Here is a 21623-nt window from a genome sequence, read left to right as displayed (position 1 = left end):
CATGGCCAAGCTCGAACTCCTCCCCGCCGTCGACGTCCGCGACGGCCAGGCCGTCCGCCTCGTGCACGGCGAGTCCGGTACGGAGACCTCGTACGGCTCGCCCCTGGAGGCCGCCCTCGCTTGGCAGCGCTCGGGCGCCGAGTGGCTGCACCTGGTCGACCTGGACGCGGCGTTCGGCACCGGCGACAACCGGGAGCTGATCGCCGAGGTGACCAAGGCGATGGACATCAAGGTGGAGCTGTCCGGCGGCATCCGCGACGACGCCTCCCTCGCCGCCGCGCTTGCGACCGGCTGCACGCGCGTGAACCTCGGTACGGCCGCCCTGGAGACCCCCGAGTGGGTCGCCAAGGTCATCGCCGAGCACGGTGACAAGATCGCGGTCGGTCTCGACGTACGCGGCACGACTCTGCGCGGCCGCGGCTGGACCCGCGACGGCGGTGACCTCTACGAGACGCTGGAGCGCCTCAACAAGGAGGGCTGCGCGCGCTACGTCGTCACGGACATCGCCAAGGACGGCACGCTCCAGGGCCCGAACCTGGAGCTCCTGAGGAACGTCTGCGCGGCGACCGACCGGCCCGTCGTGGCCTCCGGCGGCGTGTCCTCGCTGGACGACCTGCGCGCCATCGCGGACCTCGTCCCCCTCGGTGTCGAGGGCGCCATCGTCGGGAAGGCCCTGTACGCGAAGGCGTTCACCCTGGAAGAGGCCCTGGAGGCTGTGTCGCCATGACGTCGGATGCCGTGCGGCGCATACAGAGCGGAAGCCCCTGGGAGGAGTCCTTCGGTTTCGCGCGTGCCGTCGCGGCGGGCGACCGCGTTCTGGTGGCGGGCACGACGTCCTTCAAGGGCAGCGTGCTGTACGGGGAGGGAGACCCGTACGAGCAGGCGAAGGTGGCGTTCACCAGCGCGATCGAGGCGATCGGCGAGTTCGGGCTCGGCATCGAGTCCGTGATCAGGACGCGGATGCATCTGGCGCATCTGCGGGACATCGACGAGGCGGGACGGGCCCACAAGGAGCTCTTCGACTCCGTACGGCCCGTCACGACCCTGCTGGTCGTCGAGGGCTTCGTCGACCCGCGTGTCCTGGTCTCAGTGGAACTGGAAGCATTCAGAGGAGCCGTGAACTCATGACCCTGGCGGTCCGAGTCATCCCCTGCCTGGACGTCGACAACGGCCGGGTCGTCAAGGGTGTCAATTTCCAGAACCTGCGCGACGCGGGCGACCCCGTCGAGATGGCCAAGGTGTACGACGCGGAGGGCGCCGACGAGCTGACCTTCCTGGACATCACGGCGTCGTCCGGCAACCGCGAGACGACGTACGACGTGGTGCGCCGCACCGCCGAGCAGGTGTTCATCCCGCTCACCGTCGGCGGTGGCGTGCGCACGGCGGAGGACGTGGACAAGCTGCTGCGGGCCGGCGCGGACAAGGTGGGCGTGAACACGGCCGCGATCGCCCGCCCCGACCTCATCCGCGAGATCGCAGAGCGCTTCGGCCGCCAGGTCCTGGTTCTTTCCGTGGACGCTCGCCGCACCGAGTCGGGCTCCTTCGAGGTCACGACCCACGGCGGCCGCCGCGGCACCGGCATCGACGCCGTCGAGTGGGCGCACCGGGCCGCCGAGCTGGGCGCGGGGGAGATCCTGCTCAACTCGATGGACGCGGACGGCACGAAGGACGGCTACGACCTCGAGATGATCGCCGCGGTACGCAAGCACGTCACAGTGCCGGTGATCGCCTCCGGCGGCGCGGGCAAACTGGCCGACTTCCCGCCGGCGATCGCCGCGGGCGCGGACGCCGTACTGGCGGCGTCGGTGTTCCACTTCGGAGATCTGCGGATCGGCGAGGTGAAGGCGACGCTGCGGGGGGCGGGGCATCCCGTCAGGTAAGCGGAGCTGAGCCCCGGCCGACGGCCGGGGCTTTCTCATGGGCAGGTACACAAGAGAAATTGCACAAAATCTGTTGTGCAATTTTCCTTTCGTATCTACGGTGACGTGATGGCACGCGAGGAGAACCGCCCCATCACCGACCTGGGCACGCTCAAGGCCCTGGCCCACCCACTGCGGATGCAGCTGTACCGGGGGCTGTGCGTGGCCCGCACGGCGACCGCCTCGCAACTCGCCGACCAGGTCGACGAGGCCGTCTCGCTGGTCAGCTATCACCTGCGGAAACTCGCCGAGCACGGGCTCATCGAAGAGGCCGAGCCGCAGAGCGCGGACGGCCGGGAGCGCTGGTGGCAGCCCTCCTCGGAGGGCGTGAGCATCCGGGACAAGGACTTCCGGGACGCACCCGAGCGGGCGGCCGCGCACCTGGCGGCCACCCGGCTCTTCCACGAGCAGCGCGCCGACATGTACCGCCGCTATCTCGACGAGCGGCCGACCTGGGGCCCCGAGTGGAACTCCGCAGCCCCCGACAGCGAGTCCCTGCTGCGGCTGACCTCCGCCGAGCTGGACGAGCTCCGTCAGGAGCTGGAGGCGCTCGCCAGGAAGTACGAGGCGAAGGGCCGGGCCGCCGAAGCAGCCGGCGACACCGAAGGGCGCGAGAGTGTCGCGCTGCATGTGTACGGGTTTCCGTTCCGCGTCTGAGAGAGGCCGCCTCCGTGACCGTCACCGCGCCCGTCGTACCCGAGCAGCACGCCGACCGCCCCGCCCACCGCGACGGCAACGTTCTGCGCTGGCTCGCCGCCTACACCTCCTCGATGGTCGGCGACAGCGTCTACTACATCGCCCTGTCCTGGGCCGCCGTCCAGGCCGGTACGCCCTCGCAGGCCGGTGTGGTGATGTCGGTCAGCGCGCTGCCGCGAGCCGTGCTGATGCTGGGCGGCGGAGTGATCGCCGACCGGCTCGGGCCGCGCAGGGTCGCCATAGGCAGTGACGCGGTGCGCTGCGTGGCCGTGCTCGCGGTGGCCGGGCTGCTGTTCCTCACCAGCCCGGGCCTGTGGCCGCTGGCCCTGCTCGCGCTCGTTTTCGGCACCGTCGACGCCGTGTTCATGCCCGCTGTGGGCGCCCTCCCCGCGCGCGTGACCGGTCGAGGTCAGCTCGCGCGCGTGCAGGGCATGCGAAGCCTCGCGATCAGGTTCGCGAGCGTCGTCGGTGCCCCGCTCGGCGGTCTCGGTGTGGCGGTGGGCGGTGCGGCTGCCGCCTTCGCGCTCGCCGGGCTGCTGATCGCGGTGTCCGTGCCGCTGCTGATCTCCGTACGCGTCCGGGACCTGCCGGCGGACGACGCGCCCGCCGACGGACGTACCACCGCCATGGGGGTCCCCCCGCGCGAGCGAAGCCGAGCGTGGGGGAGTGACCTGGTCGCGGGGCTGCGCTACATCCGCGGTCACCGGGTGCTCGCCCCGCTGATGGTGGCCATCGCCCTCGGTGACCTGGGCTTCGTCGGCCCGCTCAACGTCGGCCTCACCCTGCTGGCCGACGAGCGGGACTGGGGCGCGGCCGGGATGGGCTGGGTACTCGCCGGGTTCGGCACCGGCGCGGGCGCCGCCGCGTTGCTGCTCACGGTACGGGGGCGGCTACCGCACGCCGGGCGGACCGCGGCGTACGCGATCCTCGCCGGCTCGGTGGCCATCGGGGCGCTCGCCTACGCCCCCGGTGTGGCCGTGGCCGTCGGCACCGCACTGCTGATCGGCCTGCTCGCCGGGCTCAGCGGCACCCTGTGCGGCGCCCTGCTGCAGACCCAGGCCGACCCCGCCTACCTGGGCCGGGTCACCGCCGTCGCCGGCCTGGTCAGCCTCGGCTTCGCCCCGTTGAGCATGCCGCTGTCGGCGGCCGCCATCGGAGTCTGGGGCACCGGGCCGGTGTTCGTCGTCAGCGCGGCGGTCTGCGGGCTCGGTGGGGTCGTCGTCCTGTGCGTCCGGGATCTGCGCCGGGCCGAGTTGCCCGGCTGAGCGGCGGCCCTCAGATGCCGAGTTGCTTCGACTCCTGCAGCTTGGTGATCGCGTCCTGGTCGCCGTCCACGTCCACGTCGGCGGCGCTCTGGCGGCCGTAGAGGAACAGCAGCAGTTCCGACGGCTCGCCGGTCGCCGTGACGACCGGCGTGCCGCGGTGGGCGACGGCGGTCTGGCCGTCGGGGCGGCGCAGCACCAGGCCCGTGGGGGCGCTGCGGCCCATCAGGCGGGCGGTGCGTTCCAGACGGGACCACAGGGCGTCCTGGAAGACCGGGTCGAGCTCGCGGGCCGTCCAGTCCGGCTGGGCGCGGCGGACGTCCTCGGTGTGGACGTAGAACTCGACCGTGTTCGACATCTCGTCGATCTGCTTGAGCTGGAAGGGGGAGAAGCGCGGCGGGCCGGTGCGGATGAGCTGGATCAGCTCCTCGTACGGCTTGGCCGTGAACTCCTCCATCGCCTTCTCCAAACGGGGTGCGAGCTGCTTGATCAGCATGCCCCCGGCGGCGTCGGGGCGGCGCTCGCGCACGACCACGTGCGCGGCCAGATCACGGGTCTGCCAGCCCTCGCACAGGGTGGGGGCCTCCGGACCTGCGGTCTCCAAGAGGTCGGCGAGAAGGAGCCGTTCACGCTTGGCAAAGGTCGACATGCAGTCAGCCTACGACCGGGTAGCGGGTCCGGACAGTGGACGCCGCCCGGGCTTGTCAGTGCCGCGCGGCACAATGGCCCCATGACCAGCTCGCCTCCGCCCAGCAGCCTCGACCCCGAGATCGCCGCGCGCCTCAAGCGCAGCGCCGACGGGCTCCTGCCCGCCATCGCCCAGCAGTACGACACCGGAGAGGTACTGATGCTCGGCTGGATGGACGACGAGGCACTGCACCGCACGCTCACGACCGGCCGCTGCACCTACTGGTCACGCAGCCGCCGGGAGTACTGGGTCAAGGGCGACACCTCCGGCCACGTCCAGTGGGTGAAGTCCGTCGCCCTCGACTGCGACGCCGACACCGTGCTGGTCAAGGTCGACCAGGTCGGCGCCGCCTGCCACACCGGGGCCCGCACCTGCTTCGACGCCGACGTGCTGCTGAAGGAAGCAGAACTCGGCGTACCGGCACGCTCGGAACACCAGGATCAGTAGGGTCGGCCGCCATGGATCTCGAGACCTTCCGCAAGCTGGCCACCGACCGCCGCGTCATCCCCGTCACGCGCAAGCTCCTCGCCGACGGCGACACCCCGGTCGCGCTCTACCGCAAGCTCGCCGCCGAGCGCCCCGGCACCTTCCTCCTGGAGTCCGCGGAGAACGGCCGCGCCTGGTCCCGCTACTCCTTCATCGGCGTGCGCTCCGCCGCCACCCTCACCGAGCGCGACGGTCAGACCCACTGGCTCGGCACCCCGCCGGTCGGCGTCCCGGCCGAGGGCGACCCGCTCGCCACCCTGCGTGCCACGATCGAGGCCCTGCACACCCCGCACCAGGACGGCATGCCACCCTTCACCGGAGGCATGGTCGGCTATCTCGGATACGACATCGTGCGCCGCCTGGAGAAGATCGGCCCCGGCGAGCGGGACGACCTGAAACTGCCCGAGCTGACCATGCTCCTGACCAGCGACCTCGCGGTGATGGACCACTGGGAGGGCTCGGTCCTGCTGATCGCCAACGCGATCAACCACAACGCCCTCGACACGGGCGTGGACGAGGCGTACGAGGACGCCGTGGCCCGCCTGGACGCCATGGAGGCGGACCTGTCACGCGCGGTCGCCCAGCCCCCGGCCGCGCTCCCGCCGTCCGAACTGCCCGAGTACAGCGCGCTGTGGGGCGGCCCCGACTTCCAGGAGGCCGTCGAGGACATCAAGGAGCGCATCCGGGCCGGCGAGGCGTTCCAGGTCGTCCCCTCGCAGCGGTTCGAGACACCGTGCACGGCGAGCGCGCTGGACGTGTACCGGGTGCTGAGGGCGACCAACCCGTCGCCGTACATGTACCTGCTCCGCTTCGAGGGCTTCGACGTCGTCGGTTCGTCCCCCGAGGCACTGGTCAAGGTCGAGGACGGGCAGGCCATGGTCCACCCCATCGCCGGCACCCGGCACCGCGGCGCCACCCCGCAGGAGGACCAGGCCCTCGCCGACGAACTGCTCGCCGACCCCAAGGAGCGCGCCGAGCACCTGATGCTCGTCGACCTCGGCCGCAACGACCTCGGGCGGGTCTGCGAGCCCGGCTCGGTGGAGGTCGTCGACTTCATGTCCATCGAGCGGTACTCGCACGTCATGCACATCGTCTCGACGGTGACCGGACGTGTCGCGGCCGGCCGCACCGCCTTCGACGTGCTCACGGCCTGCTTCCCGGCCGGCACCCTCTCCGGGGCGCCCAAACCGCGCGCGATGCAGATCATCGACGAACTCGAGCCGTCCCGCCGGGGCCTGTACGGCGGCTGTGTCGGCTACCTCGACTTCGCCGGCGACTCCGACACCGCCATCGCCATCCGTACGGCCCTGCTGCGCGACGGCACGGCCTACGTCCAGGCCGGCGCGGGCATCGTCGCCGACTCCGACCCGGTCGCCGAGGACACCGAGTGCCGCAACAAGGCGGCGGCGGTACTGCGCGCGGTGCACACGGCGAACCGGCTGGGCCGGCAGGACGCGAACCCTCCGGCGCAATGGGGCGCTTCTCACTGAACCCCGGGTGACGGTTCGCCCGAGGTTCAGGCGATAGTTGGGTACGTGACTGCTGTTCCTCACCCCCGTTCCGAAGCCGCGGGTTCCGCCCGGGCCGGCCGCATGAGTCTCGCCGTGGCACTGCTGGCCGGTGCGCTCGGCGCGGCCGTGGCGTTGCTGGCGACCCGGCAGCAATGGTCGGAGGGCACCGCCACGGTGGCCGGCGGCCCCTTCCCGCTGACCGCCAAGGGCAGCGACGTCACGGGCGTTCCCGCGGCCCTCGCCATAGTGGGCCTCGCCGCGCTCGTCGCCGTCTTCGCCGTCCGCCGCGCCGGTCGCCTCGCGGTGTCCGTGCTGCTCACGCTGTGCGGCGTCGGCACCGTCGCCGCGGCCCTGTCCGGAGCCTCCGACAGTTCCGCACTGGACGAGAAGGCCGCGCAGGCCTCCGGCGACACCTCCGCCACCGTGGACGCGCTCACCCACACCGCGTGGCCGTACGCCGCGGCCGCGGGCGGCGTCCTGATCCTCCTCGCCGGGCTGCTCGCCCTGCGCTACGGCCGGCTGTGGCCCGCGATGTCCGGCCGCTACGAGCGCAGCGGCGCCCCCCGTCCACGCCGTACGGCCCCCGTCGTCGACCCCGACCGCCCCGAGGACGTGTGGAAGGCGCTCGACCGGGGCGAGGACCCGACCGGCACCGAACCGGCCTAGCGGGCGGGCCCGGGCCACCGGTCCCGATGTGGCGAAACAGACGTCCCGGCGGGGCGACCCCCGCGCACGTCACCCGCGCGCGTACGGGACAATGGGCGACAGACATCAGGCTCACACACCCACACGGCAACGAGGAGCAAGCAATGGCGGGCAGCAGCCACGGTCACGGACACACCCCGGCCGCCTGGACCGGTTCCATCATCATCTTCATCGGTTTCTGCGTCTCGGGCGCCTACATGGTGATGGACAACCCCCTCGGCTTCTGGGGCGGCCTGGCGATCGTGGCGCTGGGCGGTGTCATCGGCGCGATCATGAGCGCGATGGGCCTCGGCCAGCCGAAGGCGAAGCCCCTCAAGATGGTCCAGTCCGCGACGACGGCGACGACGGCGACGGCGGCGCCCAAGGCGACGCGCGAGCCGGTGGCCGCCGAGAGCTGAGCCCGTACGGCTGTCCCGTGCGACCTCGTCGAGGGGCGGCCCGGCATCCCGCCGGGCCGCCCCTGACGCGTGTTCGGGGCCCGCGCGGGGCACAATGCGAGGCGTGAACGCCGACAGCCGGCGCATGCCGACGCCCTCCGCACCCGTGCTCGGGCGTCTGGCCCTGCCCGCAGGAGTCCTGGCGGCCGTCGCCGGGGCGTTCGCGTACGTGGGGGCCGTGAACCCCAACGAGCCCGGTCACTACCCCGTCTGCCCGCTCCTGCAGTACACCGGCCTCTACTGCCCCGGCTGCGGCGGCCTGCGCAGCGCGCACGCCGTCGTGCACGGGGACATCGCGGCGGCGCTCCAGGCCAACGCCCTGGCCGTGGCCGGCTACCTGCTCTTCGCCCTGCTGTGGAGCCTCTGGACGGTCCGGGCGGCGCGGGGCCGTCCCCTGCGGATCGATCTCCGACCGGCGCAGGCGTGGACCGCAGGAGCCCTGCTGCTGGTCTTCACGGTTGTCCGGAACCTGCCCTTCGGCGGCTGGCTGCACCCTTGATCAACGGGTAAACGTCCAGGTAGTGGGACCGCCGTCAACCGGATGCGAGGACTACGCCTTCCTCCGGATACCATCGCAGTGACCACCGGTTTCGCCTTCGGTACCGCCTCCGGCTCGGCTGATGAGGCAGCCGCGGGCAGAGGCCCAAGCGCTTTATCAGTCAACCGTCTGGAAGGGGGCCGCTCGCGTGAGTGTGCTCGACGAGATCATCGACGGAGTGCGGGCCGACCTCGCGGAGCGGCAGGCGCGCGTGAGCCTCGACGAGCTCAAGGAGCGCGCGGCGAAGGCCCCCGCAGCCAAGGACGGTCTGGCCGCCCTGCGCGGCGACGGCGTCAAGGTGATCTGCGAGGTCAAGCGCTCCAGCCCCTCCAAGGGTGCGCTGGCGGCGATCGCCGACCCGGCCGGCCTCGCGGCGGACTACGAGGCGGGCGGCGCGGCCGTCATCTCCGTCCTCACCGAACAGCGCCGCTTCGGCGGCTCTCTGGCGGACCTGGAGGCGGTCCGCACGCGCGTGGACATCCCCGTCCTGCGCAAGGACTTCATCGTCACCTCCTACCAGCTGTGGGAGGCCCGGGCCTACGGCGCCGACCTCGTGCTGCTGATCGTCGCGGCCCTCGACCAGCCCGCGCTGGAGTCCCTCATCGAGCGGGCGGTGTCCATCGGGCTCACGCCGCTCGTCGAGGTGCACGACGAGGACGAGGTGGACCGCGCGGTGGACGCCGGCGCCAAGCTCATCGGCGTCAACGCGCGCAACCTGAAGACGCTGGAGGTCGACCGCGGCACGTTCGAGCGGCTCGCCCCGGACATCCCGGCCGGCATCGTCAAGGTGGCCGAGTCCGGCGTCCGCGGCCCGCACGACCTCATCGCCTACGCCAACGCCGGCGCCGACGCGGTCCTGGTCGGCGAGTCCCTCGTCACCGGCCGCGATCCCAAGACGGCCGTCTCCGACCTGGTGGCGGCCGGTGAGCACCCCGCATTGCGGCACGGCCGAGGCTGATCTCCCGCTAGGCTTGGCCCCGATGACTCTCCCGATCACCCTGACGACGAGGGACCCGTACGCCCGCCTCGCGCGCGGCTGCCGTCCCCGAGGCTGCCGCGCGCCCGCGCGCAGGGTGCACGGACGCCGGGTGCGGTACGTGATCGGTGACGAGCCTGGACAGGTAAACGGGCGGCGATGGCAGCGCCCCTTCAGGGGCGCGGGGAACTGCGCGACCAGCCACAACGGGCCCGCAGCCAACTGACAATCCCCGCTCCCACGGCGATTAGTGTCTGTCCACGCACTCACCGTGAGGTATCTGCATGCCCAGCGACTTCTTCATCCCCGACCCGGAGGGTCAAACCCCCAGCGCCGAAGGCTACTTCGGCGCGTTCGGCGGCAAGTTCATCCCGGAGGCCCTCGTCGCCGCCGTGGACGAGGTGGCCGTCGAGTACGACAAGGCCAAGCACGACCCCGAGTTCGCCCGCGAGCTCGACGACCTGCTCGTCAACTACACGGGCCGCCCGTCGGCGCTCACCGAGGTCCCTCGTTTTGCCGCGGAAGCGGGTGGCGCCCGGGTGTTCCTCAAGCGCGAGGACCTCAACCACACCGGCTCCCACAAGATCAACAACGTGCTCGGCCAGGCCCTGCTCACCAAGCGCATGGGCAAGACCCGCGTCATCGCCGAGACCGGCGCCGGCCAGCACGGCGTGGCGACGGCGACGGCCTGCGCGCTGTTCGGGCTCCAGTGCACCATCTACATGGGCGAGATCGACACCCGCCGTCAGGCCCTCAACGTGGCCCGGATGCGCATGCTCGGCGCCGAGGTCATCGCCGTGAAGTCCGGCAGCCGGACGCTCAAGGACGCCATCAACGAGGCGTTCCGCGACTGGGTCGCCAACGTCGACCACACCCACTACCTGTTCGGCACCGTCGCCGGGCCCCACCCCTTCCCGGCCATGGTCCGCGACTTCCACCGCGTCATCGGCGTGGAGGCCCGACGCCAGCTCCTGGAGCGGGCCGGCCGGCTCCCCGACGCCGCCATCGCCTGCGTCGGCGGCGGCTCCAACGCCATCGGCCTCTTCCACGCCTTCATCCCGGACACCGACGTCCGCCTCATCGGCTGCGAGCCCGCCGGACACGGCGTCGAGACCGGCGAACACGCGGCCACCCTGACCGCGGGCGAGCCCGGCATCCTGCACGGTTCGCGGTCGTACGTCCTCCAGGACGACGAAGGCCAGATCACGGAGCCGTACTCGATCTCGGCCGGACTGGACTACCCCGGCATCGGCCCCGAGCACTCCTATCTCAAGGACACCGGCCGCGCCGAGTACCGCGCCGTCACCGACGACGCGGCGATGCAGGCGCTGCGCCTGCTGTCGCAGACCGAGGGGATCATCCCGGCAATCGAGAGTGCTCACGCACTCGCAGGCGCTCTGGAGGTCGGCAGGGAGCTGGGCAAGGACGGGCTGATCGTGGTCAACCTGTCCGGGCGTGGCGACAAGGACATGGACACGGCCGCCCGTTACTTCGGCCTGTACGACACCGACGCCGAGGTCGCCGCCGATGCCAACGGCGGTGCCGCCGAGATCCAGGGGGACGCCAAGTGAGCGGCAACATCCAGCTGTTGACGGACACCCTCCACGCCGCCAAGGCGGAGGGCCGCTCCGCCCTCATCGCCTACCTCCCGGCCGGCTTCCCGACCGTGGACGGCGGCATCGAGGCGGTCAAGGCCGTCCTCCAAGGCGGCGCCGACATCGTGGAGGTCGGTCTGCCGCACAGCGACCCCGTCCTCGACGGCCCCGTCATCCAGACCGCCGACGACATCGCCCTGCGCGGCGGGGTCAGAATCGCCGACGTGATGCGGACGGTCCGCGAGGCCCACGAGGCCACCGGCAAGCCGATCCTCGTCATGACGTACTGGAACCCCATCGACCGCTACGGCGTCGAGCGCTTCACCGCCGAGCTCGCCGAGGCGGGCGGGGCCGGATGCATCCTGCCCGACCTGCCCGTGCAGGAGTCGGCGCTGTGGCGGGAGCACGCCGAGAAGCACGGCCTCGCGACGGTCTTCGTCGTGGCGCCCAGCAGCAAGGACAAGCGGCTCGCCGAGATCACCAAGGCGGGCAGCGGCTTCGTCTACGCCGCCTCCCTGATGGGCGTCACCGGCACCCGGGAGACCGTGGGCGCGCAGGCCCAGGACCTGGTGCAGCGCACCCGCGCCACCACCGACCTGCCCGTCTGCGTCGGCCTCGGCGTCTCCAACGCCGCCCAGGCCGCCGAGGTCGCCGGCTTCGCCGACGGCGTGATCGTCGGCTCCGCCTTCGTCAAGCGGATGCTGGACGCCCCGGACCACACGGCCGCCGTCGAGGCGGTCCGCGCGCTCGCCGGTGAGCTGGCCAAGGGCGTGCGCGGACAGGTGTTCACGGAAAGCTGACAGGCGTAAGGGAAAATTCGGTCACTCGAACGAGTGGACCTGGGGCCGGGGAGGCGCGGTGCGCCTCCCCGGTTCGTTCTGCGGGGTGTGAGCGAGAAGAACCGTGACGGAAAGCGCACCGCCCGGGAGCGGATGGCGGTCGAGCGTGAGAAGCAGAAGGCGGCGGAGAAGCGAAGGCGGACGCTGATCGTGGGCGCGGCAGTCGTCTGCGTCCTGGGCCTTGCGGCGGTGATCGGCGTGGTCGCCGCGAACGCCGGCAAGGACGAAGGCGACGACAGCGCGGGCCCGGTCGTGGCCCCCTCGGGGGCGAACGGCGACGACAACCTCGTCATCCCGGTCGGCCGGGAGGGCGCGAAGTCGACGCTCACGATCTGGGAGGACTTCCGCTGCCCCGCCTGCAAGTCCTTCGAGACGACATACCGCTCGACGATCCACGAACTGACGGACGCCGGGCAGCTGAGAGCGGAGTACCGGCTGGCCACGATCATCGACGGCGGCATGGGCGGCAGCGGCTCCCGCAACGCGGCCAACGCCGCGGCCTGCGCCCAGGACGTCGGCAAGTTCGTCGCGTACCACGACGTGCTGTACGACAACCAGCCGCCGGAGACCGACGACGCCTTCGGGGACAACGCCAGGCTCATCGAGCTGGCCGGCAAGGTACAGGGTCTGAACACCCCCGCCTTCCGCAGGTGTGTCGAGGACGGCACCCACAACAGCTGGGTCGACAAGTCCGCCGAGGCCTTCACCAAGGGCGGCTTCTCGGGCACGCCGACCGTGCTGCTCAACGGCAAGAACATCTTCGACGACCAGTCGATGACGCCCGCGAAGCTGAAGCAGCAGGTGCAGGAGGCCGCGCAGGGATGAGGCGCGGGCCGCTGCCCGTTATGGAGCCGTAGCCGGGCCGCCCGCCGTCGGGCGCGTCCGGCAGGGTAGCGTCGACCCTGCCATGGAACTTGCCTACATTCCCAGCCCGTCGCGCGGAGTGCTGTACCTCGGCCCCGTTCCGCTGCGCGGCTACGCGTTCTGCATCATCATCGGTGTCTTCGTGGCCGTGTGGCTCGGCAACAGGCGCTGGATCGCCCGCGGCGGACGGCCCGGAACGGTTGCCGACATCGCGGTCTGGGCCGTTCCGTTCGGCCTGATCGGCGGCCGGCTCTACCACGTGATCACGGACTACCAGCTGTACTTCAGCGAGGGCCGTGACTGGGTGGACGCCTTCAAGATCTGGGAGGGCGGCCTGGGCATCTGGGGTGCGATCGCCTTCGGTGCGCTGGGCGCGTGGATCGGCTGCCGCCGCCGCGGTATCCCGCTGCCCGCGTACGCCGACGCCGTTGCGCCAGGTATCGCCCTCGCGCAGGCGATCGGGCGCTGGGGCAACTGGTTCAACCAGGAGCTGTACGGGCGGGAGACCGACCTCCCCTGGGCGGTGCACATCACGTCCACGGCGGACGGCCGGGTGCCGGGCTACTACCACCCGACGTTCCTGTACGAGTCCCTGTGGTGCATCGGCGTCGCGGTGCTGGTGATCTGGGCCGACCGCCGCTTCAAGCTGGGCCACGGCCGCGCGTTCGCCCTGTACGTCGCCTCGTACTGCGCAGGCCGCTTCTGGATCGAGTACATGCGCGTCGACGACGCCCACCACATCCTGGGCCTGCGGCTGAACAACTGGACCGCGCTGCTGGTGTTCCTGCTCGCCGTGGTCTACATCGTGCTGTCGGCCAGGAAGCGGCCGGGCCGGGAGGCCGTGGTGGAGCCGGCTGCCGCCGGCGGTGCGGCCGACGGGGGCGACGAGGGCGACGGTGAGCCCGAGGACGGGGCCGAGGCCGGTGCGAAGTCCGAGGTCGAGGACGGGGCCGGGTCCACGAAGAAGACGTGACGATCGGTCGTACGTCTCATACGTCGATGAGGGCGCTCGGAGTTTTCCGGGCGCCCTCGTTCGCGCCGAGGACCGGGACTCAGCGGCGGTGGGCCAGGGAGAGGGTTCGGTTCGCCGCTGTCACGACCGCCGCGTCGATGAACGTTCCGTCGGGCAGGGCCTGCGCGCCCCGGTTGGTGGCCGCTGCCTTGACGATGGTTTCGGCTTTCTCGATCTCCTCCTGGGTCGGGAGGTAGGCCCGCTCGATGACCGGAAGCTGGCGCGGGTGGATGGCGGCGCGGCCCAGGAAGCCCAGGGCCCGGCCGTGGGCGCAGCTCGCCGCCAGGCCGTCGAGGTCGCGGGTGTCGGGGTGGACGGACTGGGACGGGGGCGGCAGGCCCGCCGCGCGTGCGGCGACGACGACTCGGGAGCGGGACCAGTCCAGGCCGCTGTCGGCGCGTACGCCCAGGTCGGCTTTGAGGTCCGCCTCGCCCAGAGCGATACCGCGCAGGGACGGGTGCGCGCGGGCGACGGCGTGGGCGTGCTCGATGCCCAGCGCCGTTTCCAGGAGGGCGTACAGGGGCGGTACCGCGTCGGCGGCCGTGGACTCGGCCACCTGCACGACCTGCCGGGCCGACGTGACCTTCGGCAGACGGAGGCCCGACAGGCCCGGGAGCGCGGCCACCGCCTTCAGGTCGGCCGCCGCCAGGGGTGTGCCCACGGCGTTCACACGGACGTGTACCGGCACCGGCTGGGCCTCGGAGAGAAGCTCCGCGGTGGCCGCGCGGGCGTAGTCCTTGCGGTCCGGGGCAACCGCGTCCTCCAGGTCGACCACGACGACGTCGGCACCACAGGCGAGGGCCTTCGTGACGATGTGCGGGCGGTCGCCGGGGACGTACAGCCAGGTCAGCGGGATCACAGTGCGCCCTCCGTGCGCAGCGCCGTCAGCTCGGCCGGGGTCAGGCCCAGTTCGGTGAGGACCGCGTCCGTGTCCGCGCCGTGCGGGCGGCCCGCCCAGCGGATCGCGCCGGGGGTGGCGGAGAGACGGAAGAGGACGTTCTGCATGCGCAGCGGGCCCAGATCGGGGTCGTCGACCGTGGTGATCGTGCCGAGGGCCGTGTACTGCGGGTCCGTCATCACGTCGCGTACGTCCTGGATCGGTGCCACCGCCGCTTCCGCCTTCTCGAAGGCGGCCAGGACCTCGGTCCGGGTGCGCTGCGCGATCCAGTCGCCCACCGCCTGGTCGAGGACGTCGCAGTGCCGGGCCCGTCCGGCGCCCGTGGCGAACCACGGTTCGTCGATCAGGTCCGGGCGGCCGACCAGGCGCATCACGCGTTCCGCCACCGACTGGGCCGAGGTCGAGACGGCGACCCAGGTGCCGTCGGCGGTGCGGTAGGTGTTGCGCGGGGCGTTGTTCTGGGAGCGGTTGCCGGTGCGGGGCTGGACGTGACCGAGCTGGTCGTACCAGGTCGGCTGGGGGCCCAGCACCGTCAGGATCGGTTCGATGATCGCCATGTCGACGACCTGGCCCTCGCCGGTGCGGTCGCGGGCGGCGAGGGCGGTCAGCACCGCGTACGCCGTCGCCAGGCCCGCGATCGAGTCGGCCAGGCCGAAGGGCGGGAGGGTCGGCGGCGCGTCCGGTTCGCCGGTGATCGCGGCGAAGCCGCTCATCGCCTCGGCGAGGGTGCCGAAGCCGGGGCGGTGCGCGTACGGGCCGAACTGGCCGAAGCCGGTGACACGGGTGAGCACCAGGCGGGGGTTGGCGGCCGAGAGTTCCGGCCAGCCCAGGTCCCACTTCTCCAGGGTGCCGGGGCGGAAGTTCTCGATGACGACGTCCGCGGTGGCGGCGAGGCGAAGGAGGGTGGCGCGACCGCCGGGCTTGGAGAAGTCGAGGGTGATGGTGCGCTTGTTGCGGCCGAGGATTTTCCACCACAGTCCGATGTCGTCCTTGGCCGGGCCGTGGCCTCGGGAGGGGTCGGGCCTGGTGGGGTGCTCGATCTTGACGACCTCCGCGCCGAAGTCGCCGAGCATGGTGGCGGCGAGGGGACCGGCGAAGAGGGTGGCCATGTCGAGGACGCGGAGACCGGTCAGGGGCGGGGTGCTCATGGGGGTCATGGGCGGAGGGCCTCCAGGTGGGTCAGGTGGGCCAGGGTGTCGAAGCCGGTGCCGTTGAAGTCGCCGACGGAGGTGGACAGGCGGTTCTTCAGCGGGGTGGTCCAGCGGTCGGGGAGAGCGGTGGGGGTGCCGGCGAGGAGGGCGGCGATGCTGCCGGCCGTCGCGCCGTTCGAGTCGGTGTCCCAACCACCGGACACCGCACGGCAGATGGAGCCCGTGAAGTCGCCGTCCGCGTGGGTGAGGGCGGCGGCGATCAGGGCGGTGTTGGGGATGGCGTGAACCCAGTGGTGGGCGGCGTGGCGGGCGTGGAGTTCGTCCACGACCGTGTCGAAGTCCTTGTGGGATTCGGCCAGGTGGATGGCGTGGTGGACGGCCTCGGCCAGGCGGGAGTGCGGGGGGACGACGGAGAGGCCGGTGCGCAGGCTGGTGTGGATGTCCGTGGTGCCGGTGGCCGCGGTGGCGATGGTGGCGGCGGTGAACATCGCCGCGTAGACGCCGTTGGCGGTGTGGGTGAGGGTGGCGTCCCGGTGGGCCTGTTCGGCAGCGGCGGCCGGGTCGCCGGGGTTGGTCCAGCCGTGGATGTCGGCGCGGATCAGGGCGCCGATCCATTCGCGGAAGGGGTTGCGGTGGCGGGCGGTGTGCGGGGGTTCGATGCCGGTGAGGAGGTTGCGGTAGGCGATGCGTTCAGCGGTGAAGGCGCGGCCGGCGGGGAGTTCGTCCAGCCAGAGGGTTGCTACGTCGGTGGTGGTGAAGGTTCTGCCGTGGCGTTGGAGCAGGAGGAGATTGAGGAGGGGGTAGTTGAGGTCGTCGTCCTCGGGCATGCCGTCGATGTTCTCGGCGAGGGAGGTGTGGGCCGAGCGGCGGTTCCAGGGGTGCGTGGACAGGAGGTCGGAGGGGACTCCCTGGGCGGTGAAGTAGGTGGTGAGGGGCCAGTTGCCGGTTGCCTGGGCCAGTTGGCGGATGGCGGTGAGGGGGAGTTTTTCCACCGGCTTGCCCAGGAGGCAGCCCGCGGCTCGGCCGAGCCAGGCGGCTTCCAGGTTGGCCTGGGTGGGGGCTGGGGTCGGGTGGGTCGCGCTGCCCGGCGCTGGCGGGGTGCCGCCCGCGCCCACCCGTGCCGCCCCAGGCGGCACGACTGCCCGCGGCCTGACGGGTGGCCAGTTCTGGCACAAGGCCTTGATCTTTGGTAGGTCCGTTGGTTCGGTTTCTGTCAAGCTGCTGGGGAGGTCGGCCAGTTCGTCCAGGAGGTCTTCTGCCAGTTGGCGCAGGTAGCGTGATGCCGGTTGGGGGGAGGCGCCTGCGCGGTGGGGGGACTTCGGGCCGCCCGCTGCCTCCCAGCGCTTTGCGATCGCTGTCGGTTCGCGGCCGTCCTGGTGTGCCTGGCGGATCTCGTGGCCGATCAGGTCCTCCGGTTGGACCCAGGTCAGTCGGAGCATGCGGTGCCTCCCAGCGCAGTGAACATCTGCTCGTGGGTACGGCGCCGGCGTACGTCCCGTTTGAAGATCTCCCAGGTGACTTCGGCCAGAGTGCGGGCGGGTTCCCAGAGGTCGAGGCGGCTGGCCTCGGCGACCGTCTTCGACCAGTCCTCCGGTACCGGTGAGCCCAGGGCGCCGGCCAGCGCGCCGGCCATCGTGGCGATCGAGTCGCAGTCGCGGCCGTAGTTCACCGAACCCAGGACCGCCTGCCGGTAGTCGCCGCCCGACACGACCAACATGCCCAGGGCGACGGGCAGTTCCTCGATCGAGTGGAGGCGGGAGGGGCGGCGGGCGCCCAGGGACGGGGCGCGGTAGTCGGGGCCCACGGTGTCGTACGGGGCCACCGCGTCGCGCAGCGGTGTCAGGGCCGACTCGAAGTCCCTGTGGTGGGACGCCACTTCGCAGACCTGCTCGATCGCCGCCCGTGTGCCGTCCTTCGCCAGCTCCAGGCACGTGGTCACCACCGAGTCCGGCGTCGCCCCCGGTGTGCACGCCGCGGCCACCGCCGCCGCGAAGACGCCCGCCGCCTCGCGGCCGTACGACGACTGGTGGGCGCCGGCGAGGTCGAGCGCCTCGGCGTAGGCGCCCGCCGGGTTGGCCGCGTTGACCAGGCCGACCGGGGCCATGTACATCGCGGCACCGCAGTTGACGATGTTGCCGACGCCTGCCTCTCGCGGGTCCACATGGCCGTAGTGGAGCCTCGTCACGAGCCACTTCTCCGCCAGGAAGATCCGGTGCAGGGGGAGTGCCTCCGTCTCCAGCTCCGGGATCCAGCGCGGGGTCGTCATCAGGTCGGGGACCAGGTGGTCGGCGATCGCGTAGGCGTCGAGGTGGTCGCGGACCTGCGCGTAGACCCGTACCAGCGCGTGCGTCAGCAGGGTGTCGTCGGTGACGTGGCCGTCGCCCTTGTGGTACGGGGCGATGGGGCGGGCGGTGCGCCAGTCGGCGCCGTTCCAGGGGCCGACGATGCCGTGGACGCGGCCGCCGTGGCGTTCGACGATCCGGTCGGGGGAGTAGCCCTCGACGGGGCCGCCGAGGGCGTCGCCGACGGCCGCGCCGACCAGGGCGCCGGCGATCCGGTCGTCGAGAGAGTGCGGACTGTGCGCTCGGCTTTCTTCTCCTTTGGGCGTCATGCCCCGAATCATCCTCCTGGCGGGGTCGGTTGTGCGGCTTCCAGGAGTTCGGCGAGTTCCACCAGGTCGGTGCCGGTGAGGCGAGGCAGGACACAGCCGGGCAGGGTGCGGCAGGTGTCGCGCCAGGACGCCGGGATCGCCGCGCCGCCGCCCAGCGCGCCGGTCAGGGCGCCCGCCAGGGCAGGGGCCGAGTCCGCGACCCGGGACAGACAGGCCGCCGCGGGCACCGCATCCCGGATGCGGCCGGCGGAGGCGGTGGCGAGGGCGAGGGCGACCGGGACCGTCTCTGCGGCGGCGATGCCGTAGCTGTAGACGTGGTCGACGATCTGGTGTTCCAGGAGGGGGACCAGGGCGAAGGCGCTCTCGGCGTCCGCCGCCAGCTTCAGCGCGTGGCGGGTGTTGCGGCCGATCTCCGTCTCCTCGGGCAGTTCGGCGAGCGCGGCGCTCACGCACGCGGCCGGGTCCGCACCGGTCAGGGCGAGCGCCACCGCGGCGGCCATCGCGCGGGCGCCGTGCACACCGTCGCCGTCCTGGGTGTAGCGGGCGTCGAACTCGGCGAGGGAGGCGGCGAGTATGGGGTCGCCGGGGTGGGCCACGGCGAGGACACAGGCCCGGACGCAGGCCGCGTCGTCGAAGTAGTGCGGGTTGTCGTGGCCGGTGGCGGGCGGGCGCAGGCCGGCGGCGAGGTTGCCGAGGCCGGCCCGGACGGAGATACGGGCGCGCAGCGGCAGTACGGCGGACTCGATCTCGGGGGCACGTTCGGCGGCCGCCGCCACTTCGCTCGCGACGGCGCTCCAGGTCAGGTCGATGGCGGCGCGTATCCGGCGGTCCCGGCTGAGATCGCCGAGCGTGCTGTCGTCGCCGGCCCGCAGCACCGCCTCCGCCGCGAACACCGCCCACTCCGCGTCGTCGGAGGGGCCGAGGCGGAGGGGCTCCGGGGGCTGGTTGAGGGCGATGGGGACGGGGAGGGTGGTGGTCGCGTTGTGCTCGGCGAAGGTGTCCAGCTCGCGGGTGAGGCGCCGGGTCCACTCGGGCATCCGGGCGGCCCGGTGCCGGGCGGCCGGCCAGCCGGCGGCGTCACCGGCGGCGAGGCCCAGCAGCATCCCCTCGACCCGGCGGCTCATGGCCGCACCTCGTCCTCGTCGGCGGCGAGGACGTAGGCGGCGGGATCGGGCGGCGGGGCGGCGTCGGCGCGCAGGGGAGCGGTGTCCCGTACGAGACCGGGGTCTTCCGCGGGATCGCCGTGCGGTACGGGGTCCCCGTTCCCTGCGACGTCCACCTCTGGAGACGTCAGCAGATCCGCCACGTCCAGCACGTGGTGGCCCGCCATCGACGGCAGACAGGTGCCACGGGCCGGGCCGATGGCCGCCGCCCACTCGGCCGGGATGGCGCCGGCGCCCTGCGTCGCACCGGCCAGGGCGCCGGCGACCGCGGCCGTGGTGTCGGCGTCGCGCCCCATGTTGACGGCGGTGAGGACGGCCCCCTTGAAGTCGCCGTCGGCCGCGGCGTACGCGCCGAAAGCCAGGGCGACCGCCTCGGGCGCGAGGTCGGTCCAGGGGTAGCCGCCGATCACGACGGCAGAGCGGACCGCGCGTTCGCCGCGGTGGGCGACGGCCACGGCCCGGCGCAGTGAGCGGGCCGTCCAGGAGTCGTCCGGGACGACGGCCAGGGCCGCGGCCACGACGGCGACCGTCGGGGCGCCCGCCATCGCCGCCGCGACCCCGGCCGCCACCGCCTGTCCGCCGTAGATGCCCTCGCCGTCATGGCTGACCGAGCCGTCGATCGCGACCAGCCGGGCCGCCTCGGCGGGGCGGCCCGCGGCGAACACCCCGAAGGGTGCCGCCCGCATGGCGAGGCCGTCGCTCCAGGCGTGCCGGTGCTGGGCGGAGATGGGCGCGGCGAGGCCGCGGCGGAGGTTCTCCAGCGTGCCGCGCTCGCTGAAGCCGGCGCCGCGGAAGGGGCCCTCGGCGCGGTCGGCGATCCAGGCGTGCCAGGCCGCCTCGGCGTGGGCGGGGGTGAGGGTGGAGCCGTGCCGAGCGAGCAGCAGGCCGGAGAAGATCGCGTACTCCGTGTCGTCCGTGCCCGACGGCTGGTCGGCGACGTAACCGGTGATGCGGCCCCAGCGGGCGCGGATCTCGGAGGGCTTCAGGTTCTCCGCGGGTGCGCCGAGGGCGTCGCCGACGGCGAGGCCGAGCAGGGCGCCGCGGGCCCGGTCGCGGAGTCCGGCGGTGTCCTCGCGGGCCGGGACCGAGGGAATGCAGGCGATCGATGCCATCGCGGCCTCCTCTCTTTGCGGATCTGTCCCCGGTGCGGTGTGCGGCGCAGCCTCACGGGCCTCAGCGTCACCCGGTCGACATCTGAGCAGGACTTCGAACGGATGAGCAAGAAACGGTAAAACCGCAGGTTAGCCCAGCCTTTCCTTGCTGGCGGGCGGGAAATTCGCGACGTAGTCTTGGCATTGTCGAAAAGTAGAACTCGTCCAAACTGACGTTCAGGGGGACTGGTATGGCCATCATCGAGATCGAGGCGGCGCTGCACGAGGCGCACCGCGACAACCACACGCACCGGGACGTGAACGGCGGCTGGCTGCGCCCCGCCGTCTTCGGCGCGATGGACGGCCTGGTCTCCAACCTCGCCCTGATGACCGGCGTCGCGGGCGGCGCGGTGAGTCAGCAGACCATCGTCCTGACCGGACTCGCGGGCCTCGCTGCCGGCGCCTTCTCGATGGCCGCCGGTGAGTACACCTCCGTCGCCTCGCAGCGCGAGCTCGTCGAGGCCGAACTGGACGTGGAGCGGCGCGAGCTGCGCAAGCACCCGAAGGACGAGGAGGCCGAGCTCGCGGCGCTCTACGAGGCGAGAGGCGTCCAGCCGGGGCTGGCCCGGGAGGTCGCCCGGCAGTTGTCGAAGGATCCTGAGCAGGCGCTGGAGATCCACGCCCGCGAGGAACTCGGCATCGATCCCGGGGACCTGCCGTCGCCGCTGGTCGCCGCCGTGTCGAGCTTCGGCTCCTTCGCGCTGGGCGCCCTGCTCCCCGTACTGCCGTATCTGCTGGGAGCGACCGTGCTGTGGCCCGCCGTGCTGCTCGCGCTGCTCGGGCTCTTCGGGTGCGGTGCCGTAGTGGCCAAGGTGACCGCGCGGACCTGGTGGTACAGCGGACTCAGGCAGCTCGCCCTGGGCGGCGCGGCGGCCGGTGTGACGTACGCCCTGGGCAGTTTGTTCGGAACGGCCGTAGGATAAAGCGGCTCGGACTTATGCGTTGGGCCGCATAAGTACCCGTTACTCGCTGGTTTCGAATGCTTAACCGCGGGGCATGAGCCGTAAGCGCTGTGGGCAATGAGGCCTGCGGCGCACCCTCGGGGGGCGACGCTGCTTCCCTGATCTTTCGGGTCGTCGGACACCGATCTGTCCGCTTCGGCCCCCATACCTCCGCCGCCC

At 72.2% G+C, this 21623-nt stretch carries 24 protein-coding genes; 17 read left to right on the top strand and 7 right to left on the bottom strand.

The annotated features are described in order from the left end of the window. Window position 1: 1 nt before the first annotated feature. The 5 genes from priA to ACFVJQ_RS01845 all read left to right on the top strand — a co-directional run bounded on the left by priA (window position 2) and on the right by ACFVJQ_RS01845 (window position 3880). Entirely contained in the window at window positions 2-727 is a 726-nt protein-coding gene (gene priA, locus ACFVJQ_RS01865; RefSeq protein WP_385509338.1) for a bifunctional 1-(5-phosphoribosyl)-5-((5-phosphoribosylamino)methylideneamino)imidazole-4-carboxamide isomerase/phosphoribosylanthranilate isomerase PriA, read from the top strand. After that, on the top strand, window positions 724-1128 hold the full coding sequence (locus tag ACFVJQ_RS01860; RefSeq protein ID WP_385509337.1) for a RidA family protein: 405 nt from the start codon (window positions 724-726) through the stop codon (window positions 1126-1128). Before priA ends, ACFVJQ_RS01860 begins: the two co-directional genes overlap by 4 nt. After that, window positions 1125-1880 carry an imidazole glycerol phosphate synthase subunit HisF gene (gene hisF / locus ACFVJQ_RS01855; RefSeq protein WP_385509336.1) on the top strand — a complete coding sequence of 252 codons (756 nt, stop codon included), beginning with the start codon at window positions 1125-1127 and terminating at the stop codon, window positions 1878-1880. The genes ACFVJQ_RS01860 and hisF overlap by 4 nt, the downstream gene beginning before the upstream one ends. A 108-nt stretch (window positions 1881-1988) precedes the next feature. Then, entirely contained in the window at window positions 1989-2576 is a 588-nt protein-coding gene (locus ACFVJQ_RS01850) for an ArsR/SmtB family transcription factor (protein WP_385780205.1), read from the top strand. Between the two features lie 113 nt (window positions 2577-2689). Further along, window positions 2690-3880, top strand: a complete 1191-nt coding sequence (locus tag ACFVJQ_RS01845) for an MFS transporter (RefSeq protein ID WP_385509453.1) — start codon at window positions 2690-2692, stop codon at window positions 3878-3880. Between the two features lie 10 nt (window positions 3881-3890). Here ACFVJQ_RS01845 and ACFVJQ_RS01840 read toward each other — a convergent pair whose 3' ends face one another. Then, entirely contained in the window at window positions 3891-4526 is a 636-nt protein-coding gene (locus ACFVJQ_RS01840; RefSeq protein ID WP_385509334.1) for a TIGR03085 family metal-binding protein, read from the bottom strand. Between the two features lie 81 nt (window positions 4527-4607). Between ACFVJQ_RS01840 and hisI the strand changes: the two genes are divergently transcribed. The 11 genes from hisI to lgt all read left to right on the top strand — a co-directional run bounded on the left by hisI (window position 4608) and on the right by lgt (window position 13489). Further along, window positions 4608-5012, top strand: a complete 405-nt coding sequence (gene hisI / locus ACFVJQ_RS01835) for a phosphoribosyl-AMP cyclohydrolase (protein ID WP_385780202.1) — start codon at window positions 4608-4610, stop codon at window positions 5010-5012. 11 nt (window positions 5013-5023) lie between these two features. Further along, window positions 5024-6541: an anthranilate synthase component I gene (locus ACFVJQ_RS01830; RefSeq protein ID WP_385509332.1), complete on the top strand. Its 1518-nt coding sequence runs from the start codon at window positions 5024-5026 to the stop codon at window positions 6539-6541. A 45-nt stretch (window positions 6542-6586) separates the two neighbouring features. Further along, complete coding sequence (locus ACFVJQ_RS01825; protein ID WP_385509330.1) at window positions 6587-7228, top strand: TIGR02234 family membrane protein; 642 nt, start codon at window positions 6587-6589, stop codon at window positions 7226-7228. Between the two features lie 143 nt (window positions 7229-7371). Continuing rightward, window positions 7372-7665, top strand: coding sequence for an HGxxPAAW family protein (locus tag ACFVJQ_RS01820; RefSeq protein WP_385780198.1), 294 nt, complete (start codon window positions 7372-7374; stop codon window positions 7663-7665). Between the two features lie 94 nt (window positions 7666-7759). Continuing rightward, window positions 7760-8203, top strand: a complete 444-nt coding sequence (locus ACFVJQ_RS01815) for a DUF2752 domain-containing protein (protein ID WP_385780195.1) — start codon at window positions 7760-7762, stop codon at window positions 8201-8203. Window positions 8204-8390: 187 nt separating this feature from the next. Continuing rightward, a complete protein-coding gene (trpC, locus tag ACFVJQ_RS01810) occupies window positions 8391-9200 on the top strand; it encodes an indole-3-glycerol phosphate synthase TrpC (protein ID WP_385780192.1) in 810 nt (269 codons plus the stop codon). Between the two features lie 22 nt (window positions 9201-9222). Further along, a complete protein-coding gene (trpM, locus tag ACFVJQ_RS01805; RefSeq protein WP_385509327.1) occupies window positions 9223-9444 on the top strand; it encodes a tryptophan biosynthesis modulator TrpM in 222 nt (73 codons plus the stop codon). 58 nt (window positions 9445-9502) lie between these two features. Next, window positions 9503-10789, top strand: a complete 1287-nt coding sequence (gene trpB / locus ACFVJQ_RS01800) for a tryptophan synthase subunit beta (RefSeq protein ID WP_385780188.1) — start codon at window positions 9503-9505, stop codon at window positions 10787-10789. Continuing rightward, the gene (gene trpA, locus ACFVJQ_RS01795; RefSeq protein WP_385509325.1) at window positions 10786-11613 is read left to right on the top strand and encodes a tryptophan synthase subunit alpha; all 828 of its coding nucleotides are present in this window, start codon (window positions 10786-10788) and stop codon (window positions 11611-11613) included. Before trpB ends, trpA begins: the two co-directional genes overlap by 4 nt. 87 nt (window positions 11614-11700) lie before the next feature. Beyond that, window positions 11701-12477, top strand: coding sequence for a DsbA family protein (locus ACFVJQ_RS01790; RefSeq protein ID WP_385509324.1), 777 nt, complete (start codon window positions 11701-11703; stop codon window positions 12475-12477). An 82-nt stretch (window positions 12478-12559) separates the two neighbouring features. Further along, entirely contained in the window at window positions 12560-13489 is a 930-nt protein-coding gene (gene lgt / locus ACFVJQ_RS01785) for a prolipoprotein diacylglyceryl transferase (RefSeq protein WP_385509323.1), read from the top strand. Window positions 13490-13568: 79 nt separating this feature from the next. Here lgt and ACFVJQ_RS01780 read toward each other — a convergent pair whose 3' ends face one another. The 6 genes from ACFVJQ_RS01780 to ACFVJQ_RS01755 are packed head-to-tail and all read right to left on the bottom strand — an operon-like array spanning window position 13569 to window position 20463. After that, window positions 13569-14387 carry an HpcH/HpaI aldolase/citrate lyase family protein gene (locus ACFVJQ_RS01780; RefSeq protein WP_385780183.1) on the bottom strand — a complete coding sequence of 273 codons (819 nt, stop codon included), beginning with the start codon at window positions 14385-14387 and terminating at the stop codon, window positions 13569-13571. Beyond that, window positions 14384-15574 (bottom strand): CaiB/BaiF CoA transferase family protein, encoded by a 1191-nt coding sequence (locus tag ACFVJQ_RS01775; RefSeq protein ID WP_385780180.1) that lies wholly within the window; start codon window positions 15572-15574, stop codon window positions 14384-14386. Before ACFVJQ_RS01775 ends, ACFVJQ_RS01780 begins: the two co-directional genes overlap by 4 nt. Before the next feature lie 5 nt (window positions 15575-15579). Then, window positions 15580-17016 carry an ADP-ribosylglycohydrolase family protein gene (locus ACFVJQ_RS01770; RefSeq protein ID WP_385509320.1) on the bottom strand — a complete coding sequence of 479 codons (1437 nt, stop codon included), beginning with the start codon at window positions 17014-17016 and terminating at the stop codon, window positions 15580-15582. After that, a complete protein-coding gene (locus ACFVJQ_RS01765; protein ID WP_385509319.1) occupies window positions 17004-18188 on the bottom strand; it encodes an ADP-ribosylglycohydrolase family protein in 1185 nt (394 codons plus the stop codon). The genes ACFVJQ_RS01770 and ACFVJQ_RS01765 overlap by 13 nt, the downstream gene beginning before the upstream one ends. 8 nt (window positions 18189-18196) lie before the next feature. After that, window positions 18197-19312 (bottom strand): ADP-ribosylglycohydrolase family protein, encoded by a 1116-nt coding sequence (locus tag ACFVJQ_RS01760; protein ID WP_385509317.1) that lies wholly within the window; start codon window positions 19310-19312, stop codon window positions 18197-18199. Beyond that, complete coding sequence (locus ACFVJQ_RS01755) at window positions 19309-20463, bottom strand: ADP-ribosylglycohydrolase family protein (protein WP_385780176.1); 1155 nt, start codon at window positions 20461-20463, stop codon at window positions 19309-19311. The genes ACFVJQ_RS01760 and ACFVJQ_RS01755 overlap by 4 nt, the downstream gene beginning before the upstream one ends. A gap of 230 nt (window positions 20464-20693) precedes the next feature. On the opposite strand from ACFVJQ_RS01755, the gene ACFVJQ_RS01750 reads away from it, so the two are divergent. Beyond that, window positions 20694-21425: a VIT1/CCC1 transporter family protein gene (locus ACFVJQ_RS01750; RefSeq protein WP_385780173.1), complete on the top strand. Its 732-nt coding sequence runs from the start codon at window positions 20694-20696 to the stop codon at window positions 21423-21425. The last annotated feature ends 198 nt before the right edge of the window (window positions 21426-21623 follow it).

The organism is Streptomyces sp. NPDC127197, assembly GCF_042672405.1.
In the GTDB taxonomy this organism is placed as follows: domain Bacteria; phylum Actinomycetota; class Actinomycetes; order Streptomycetales; family Streptomycetaceae; genus Streptomyces; species Streptomyces flavusporus.
The sequence above is the reverse complement of the archived record's forward strand: the minus strand, read 5'-3'. Positions and strand labels throughout refer to the sequence as shown.

Excerpts from the sequence above, each read along its gene's own strand:
- priA (WP_385509338.1), top strand. The coding sequence starts at position 2 with ATGGCCAAGCTCGAACTCCTCCCCGCCGTCGACGTCCGCGACGGCCAG.
- ACFVJQ_RS01860 (WP_385509337.1), top strand. The coding sequence starts at position 724 with ATGACGTCGGATGCCGTGCGGCGCATACAGAGCGGAAGCCCCTGGGAG.
- hisF (WP_385509336.1), top strand. The coding sequence starts at position 1,125 with ATGACCCTGGCGGTCCGAGTCATCCCCTGCCTGGACGTCGACAACGGC.
- ACFVJQ_RS01850 (WP_385780205.1), top strand. The coding sequence starts at position 1,989 with ATGGCACGCGAGGAGAACCGCCCCATCACCGACCTGGGCACGCTCAAG.
- ACFVJQ_RS01845 (WP_385509453.1), top strand. The coding sequence starts at position 2,690 with ATGGTCGGCGACAGCGTCTACTACATCGCCCTGTCCTGGGCCGCCGTC.
- ACFVJQ_RS01840 (WP_385509334.1), bottom strand. The coding sequence starts at position 4,526 with ATGTCGACCTTTGCCAAGCGTGAACGGCTCCTTCTCGCCGACCTCTTG.
- hisI (WP_385780202.1), top strand. The coding sequence starts at position 4,608 with ATGACCAGCTCGCCTCCGCCCAGCAGCCTCGACCCCGAGATCGCCGCG.
- ACFVJQ_RS01830 (WP_385509332.1), top strand. The coding sequence starts at position 5,024 with ATGGATCTCGAGACCTTCCGCAAGCTGGCCACCGACCGCCGCGTCATC.
- ACFVJQ_RS01820 (WP_385780198.1), top strand. The coding sequence starts at position 7,372 with ATGGCGGGCAGCAGCCACGGTCACGGACACACCCCGGCCGCCTGGACC.
- ACFVJQ_RS01815 (WP_385780195.1), top strand. The coding sequence starts at position 7,760 with ATGCGAGGCGTGAACGCCGACAGCCGGCGCATGCCGACGCCCTCCGCA.
- trpM (WP_385509327.1), top strand. The coding sequence starts at position 9,223 with ATGACTCTCCCGATCACCCTGACGACGAGGGACCCGTACGCCCGCCTC.
- trpB (WP_385780188.1), top strand. The coding sequence starts at position 9,503 with ATGCCCAGCGACTTCTTCATCCCCGACCCGGAGGGTCAAACCCCCAGC.
- lgt (WP_385509323.1), top strand. The coding sequence starts at position 12,560 with ATGGAACTTGCCTACATTCCCAGCCCGTCGCGCGGAGTGCTGTACCTC.
- ACFVJQ_RS01775 (WP_385780180.1), bottom strand. The coding sequence starts at position 15,574 with ATGAGCACCCCGCCCCTGACCGGTCTCCGCGTCCTCGACATGGCCACC.
- ACFVJQ_RS01770 (WP_385509320.1), bottom strand. The coding sequence starts at position 17,016 with ATGCTCCGACTGACCTGGGTCCAACCGGAGGACCTGATCGGCCACGAG.
- ACFVJQ_RS01765 (WP_385509319.1), bottom strand. The coding sequence starts at position 18,188 with ATGACGCCCAAAGGAGAAGAAAGCCGAGCGCACAGTCCGCACTCTCTC.
- ACFVJQ_RS01760 (WP_385509317.1), bottom strand. The coding sequence starts at position 19,312 with ATGAGCCGCCGGGTCGAGGGGATGCTGCTGGGCCTCGCCGCCGGTGAC.
- ACFVJQ_RS01755 (WP_385780176.1), bottom strand. The coding sequence starts at position 20,463 with ATGGCATCGATCGCCTGCATTCCCTCGGTCCCGGCCCGCGAGGACACC.
- ACFVJQ_RS01750 (WP_385780173.1), top strand. The coding sequence starts at position 20,694 with ATGGCCATCATCGAGATCGAGGCGGCGCTGCACGAGGCGCACCGCGAC.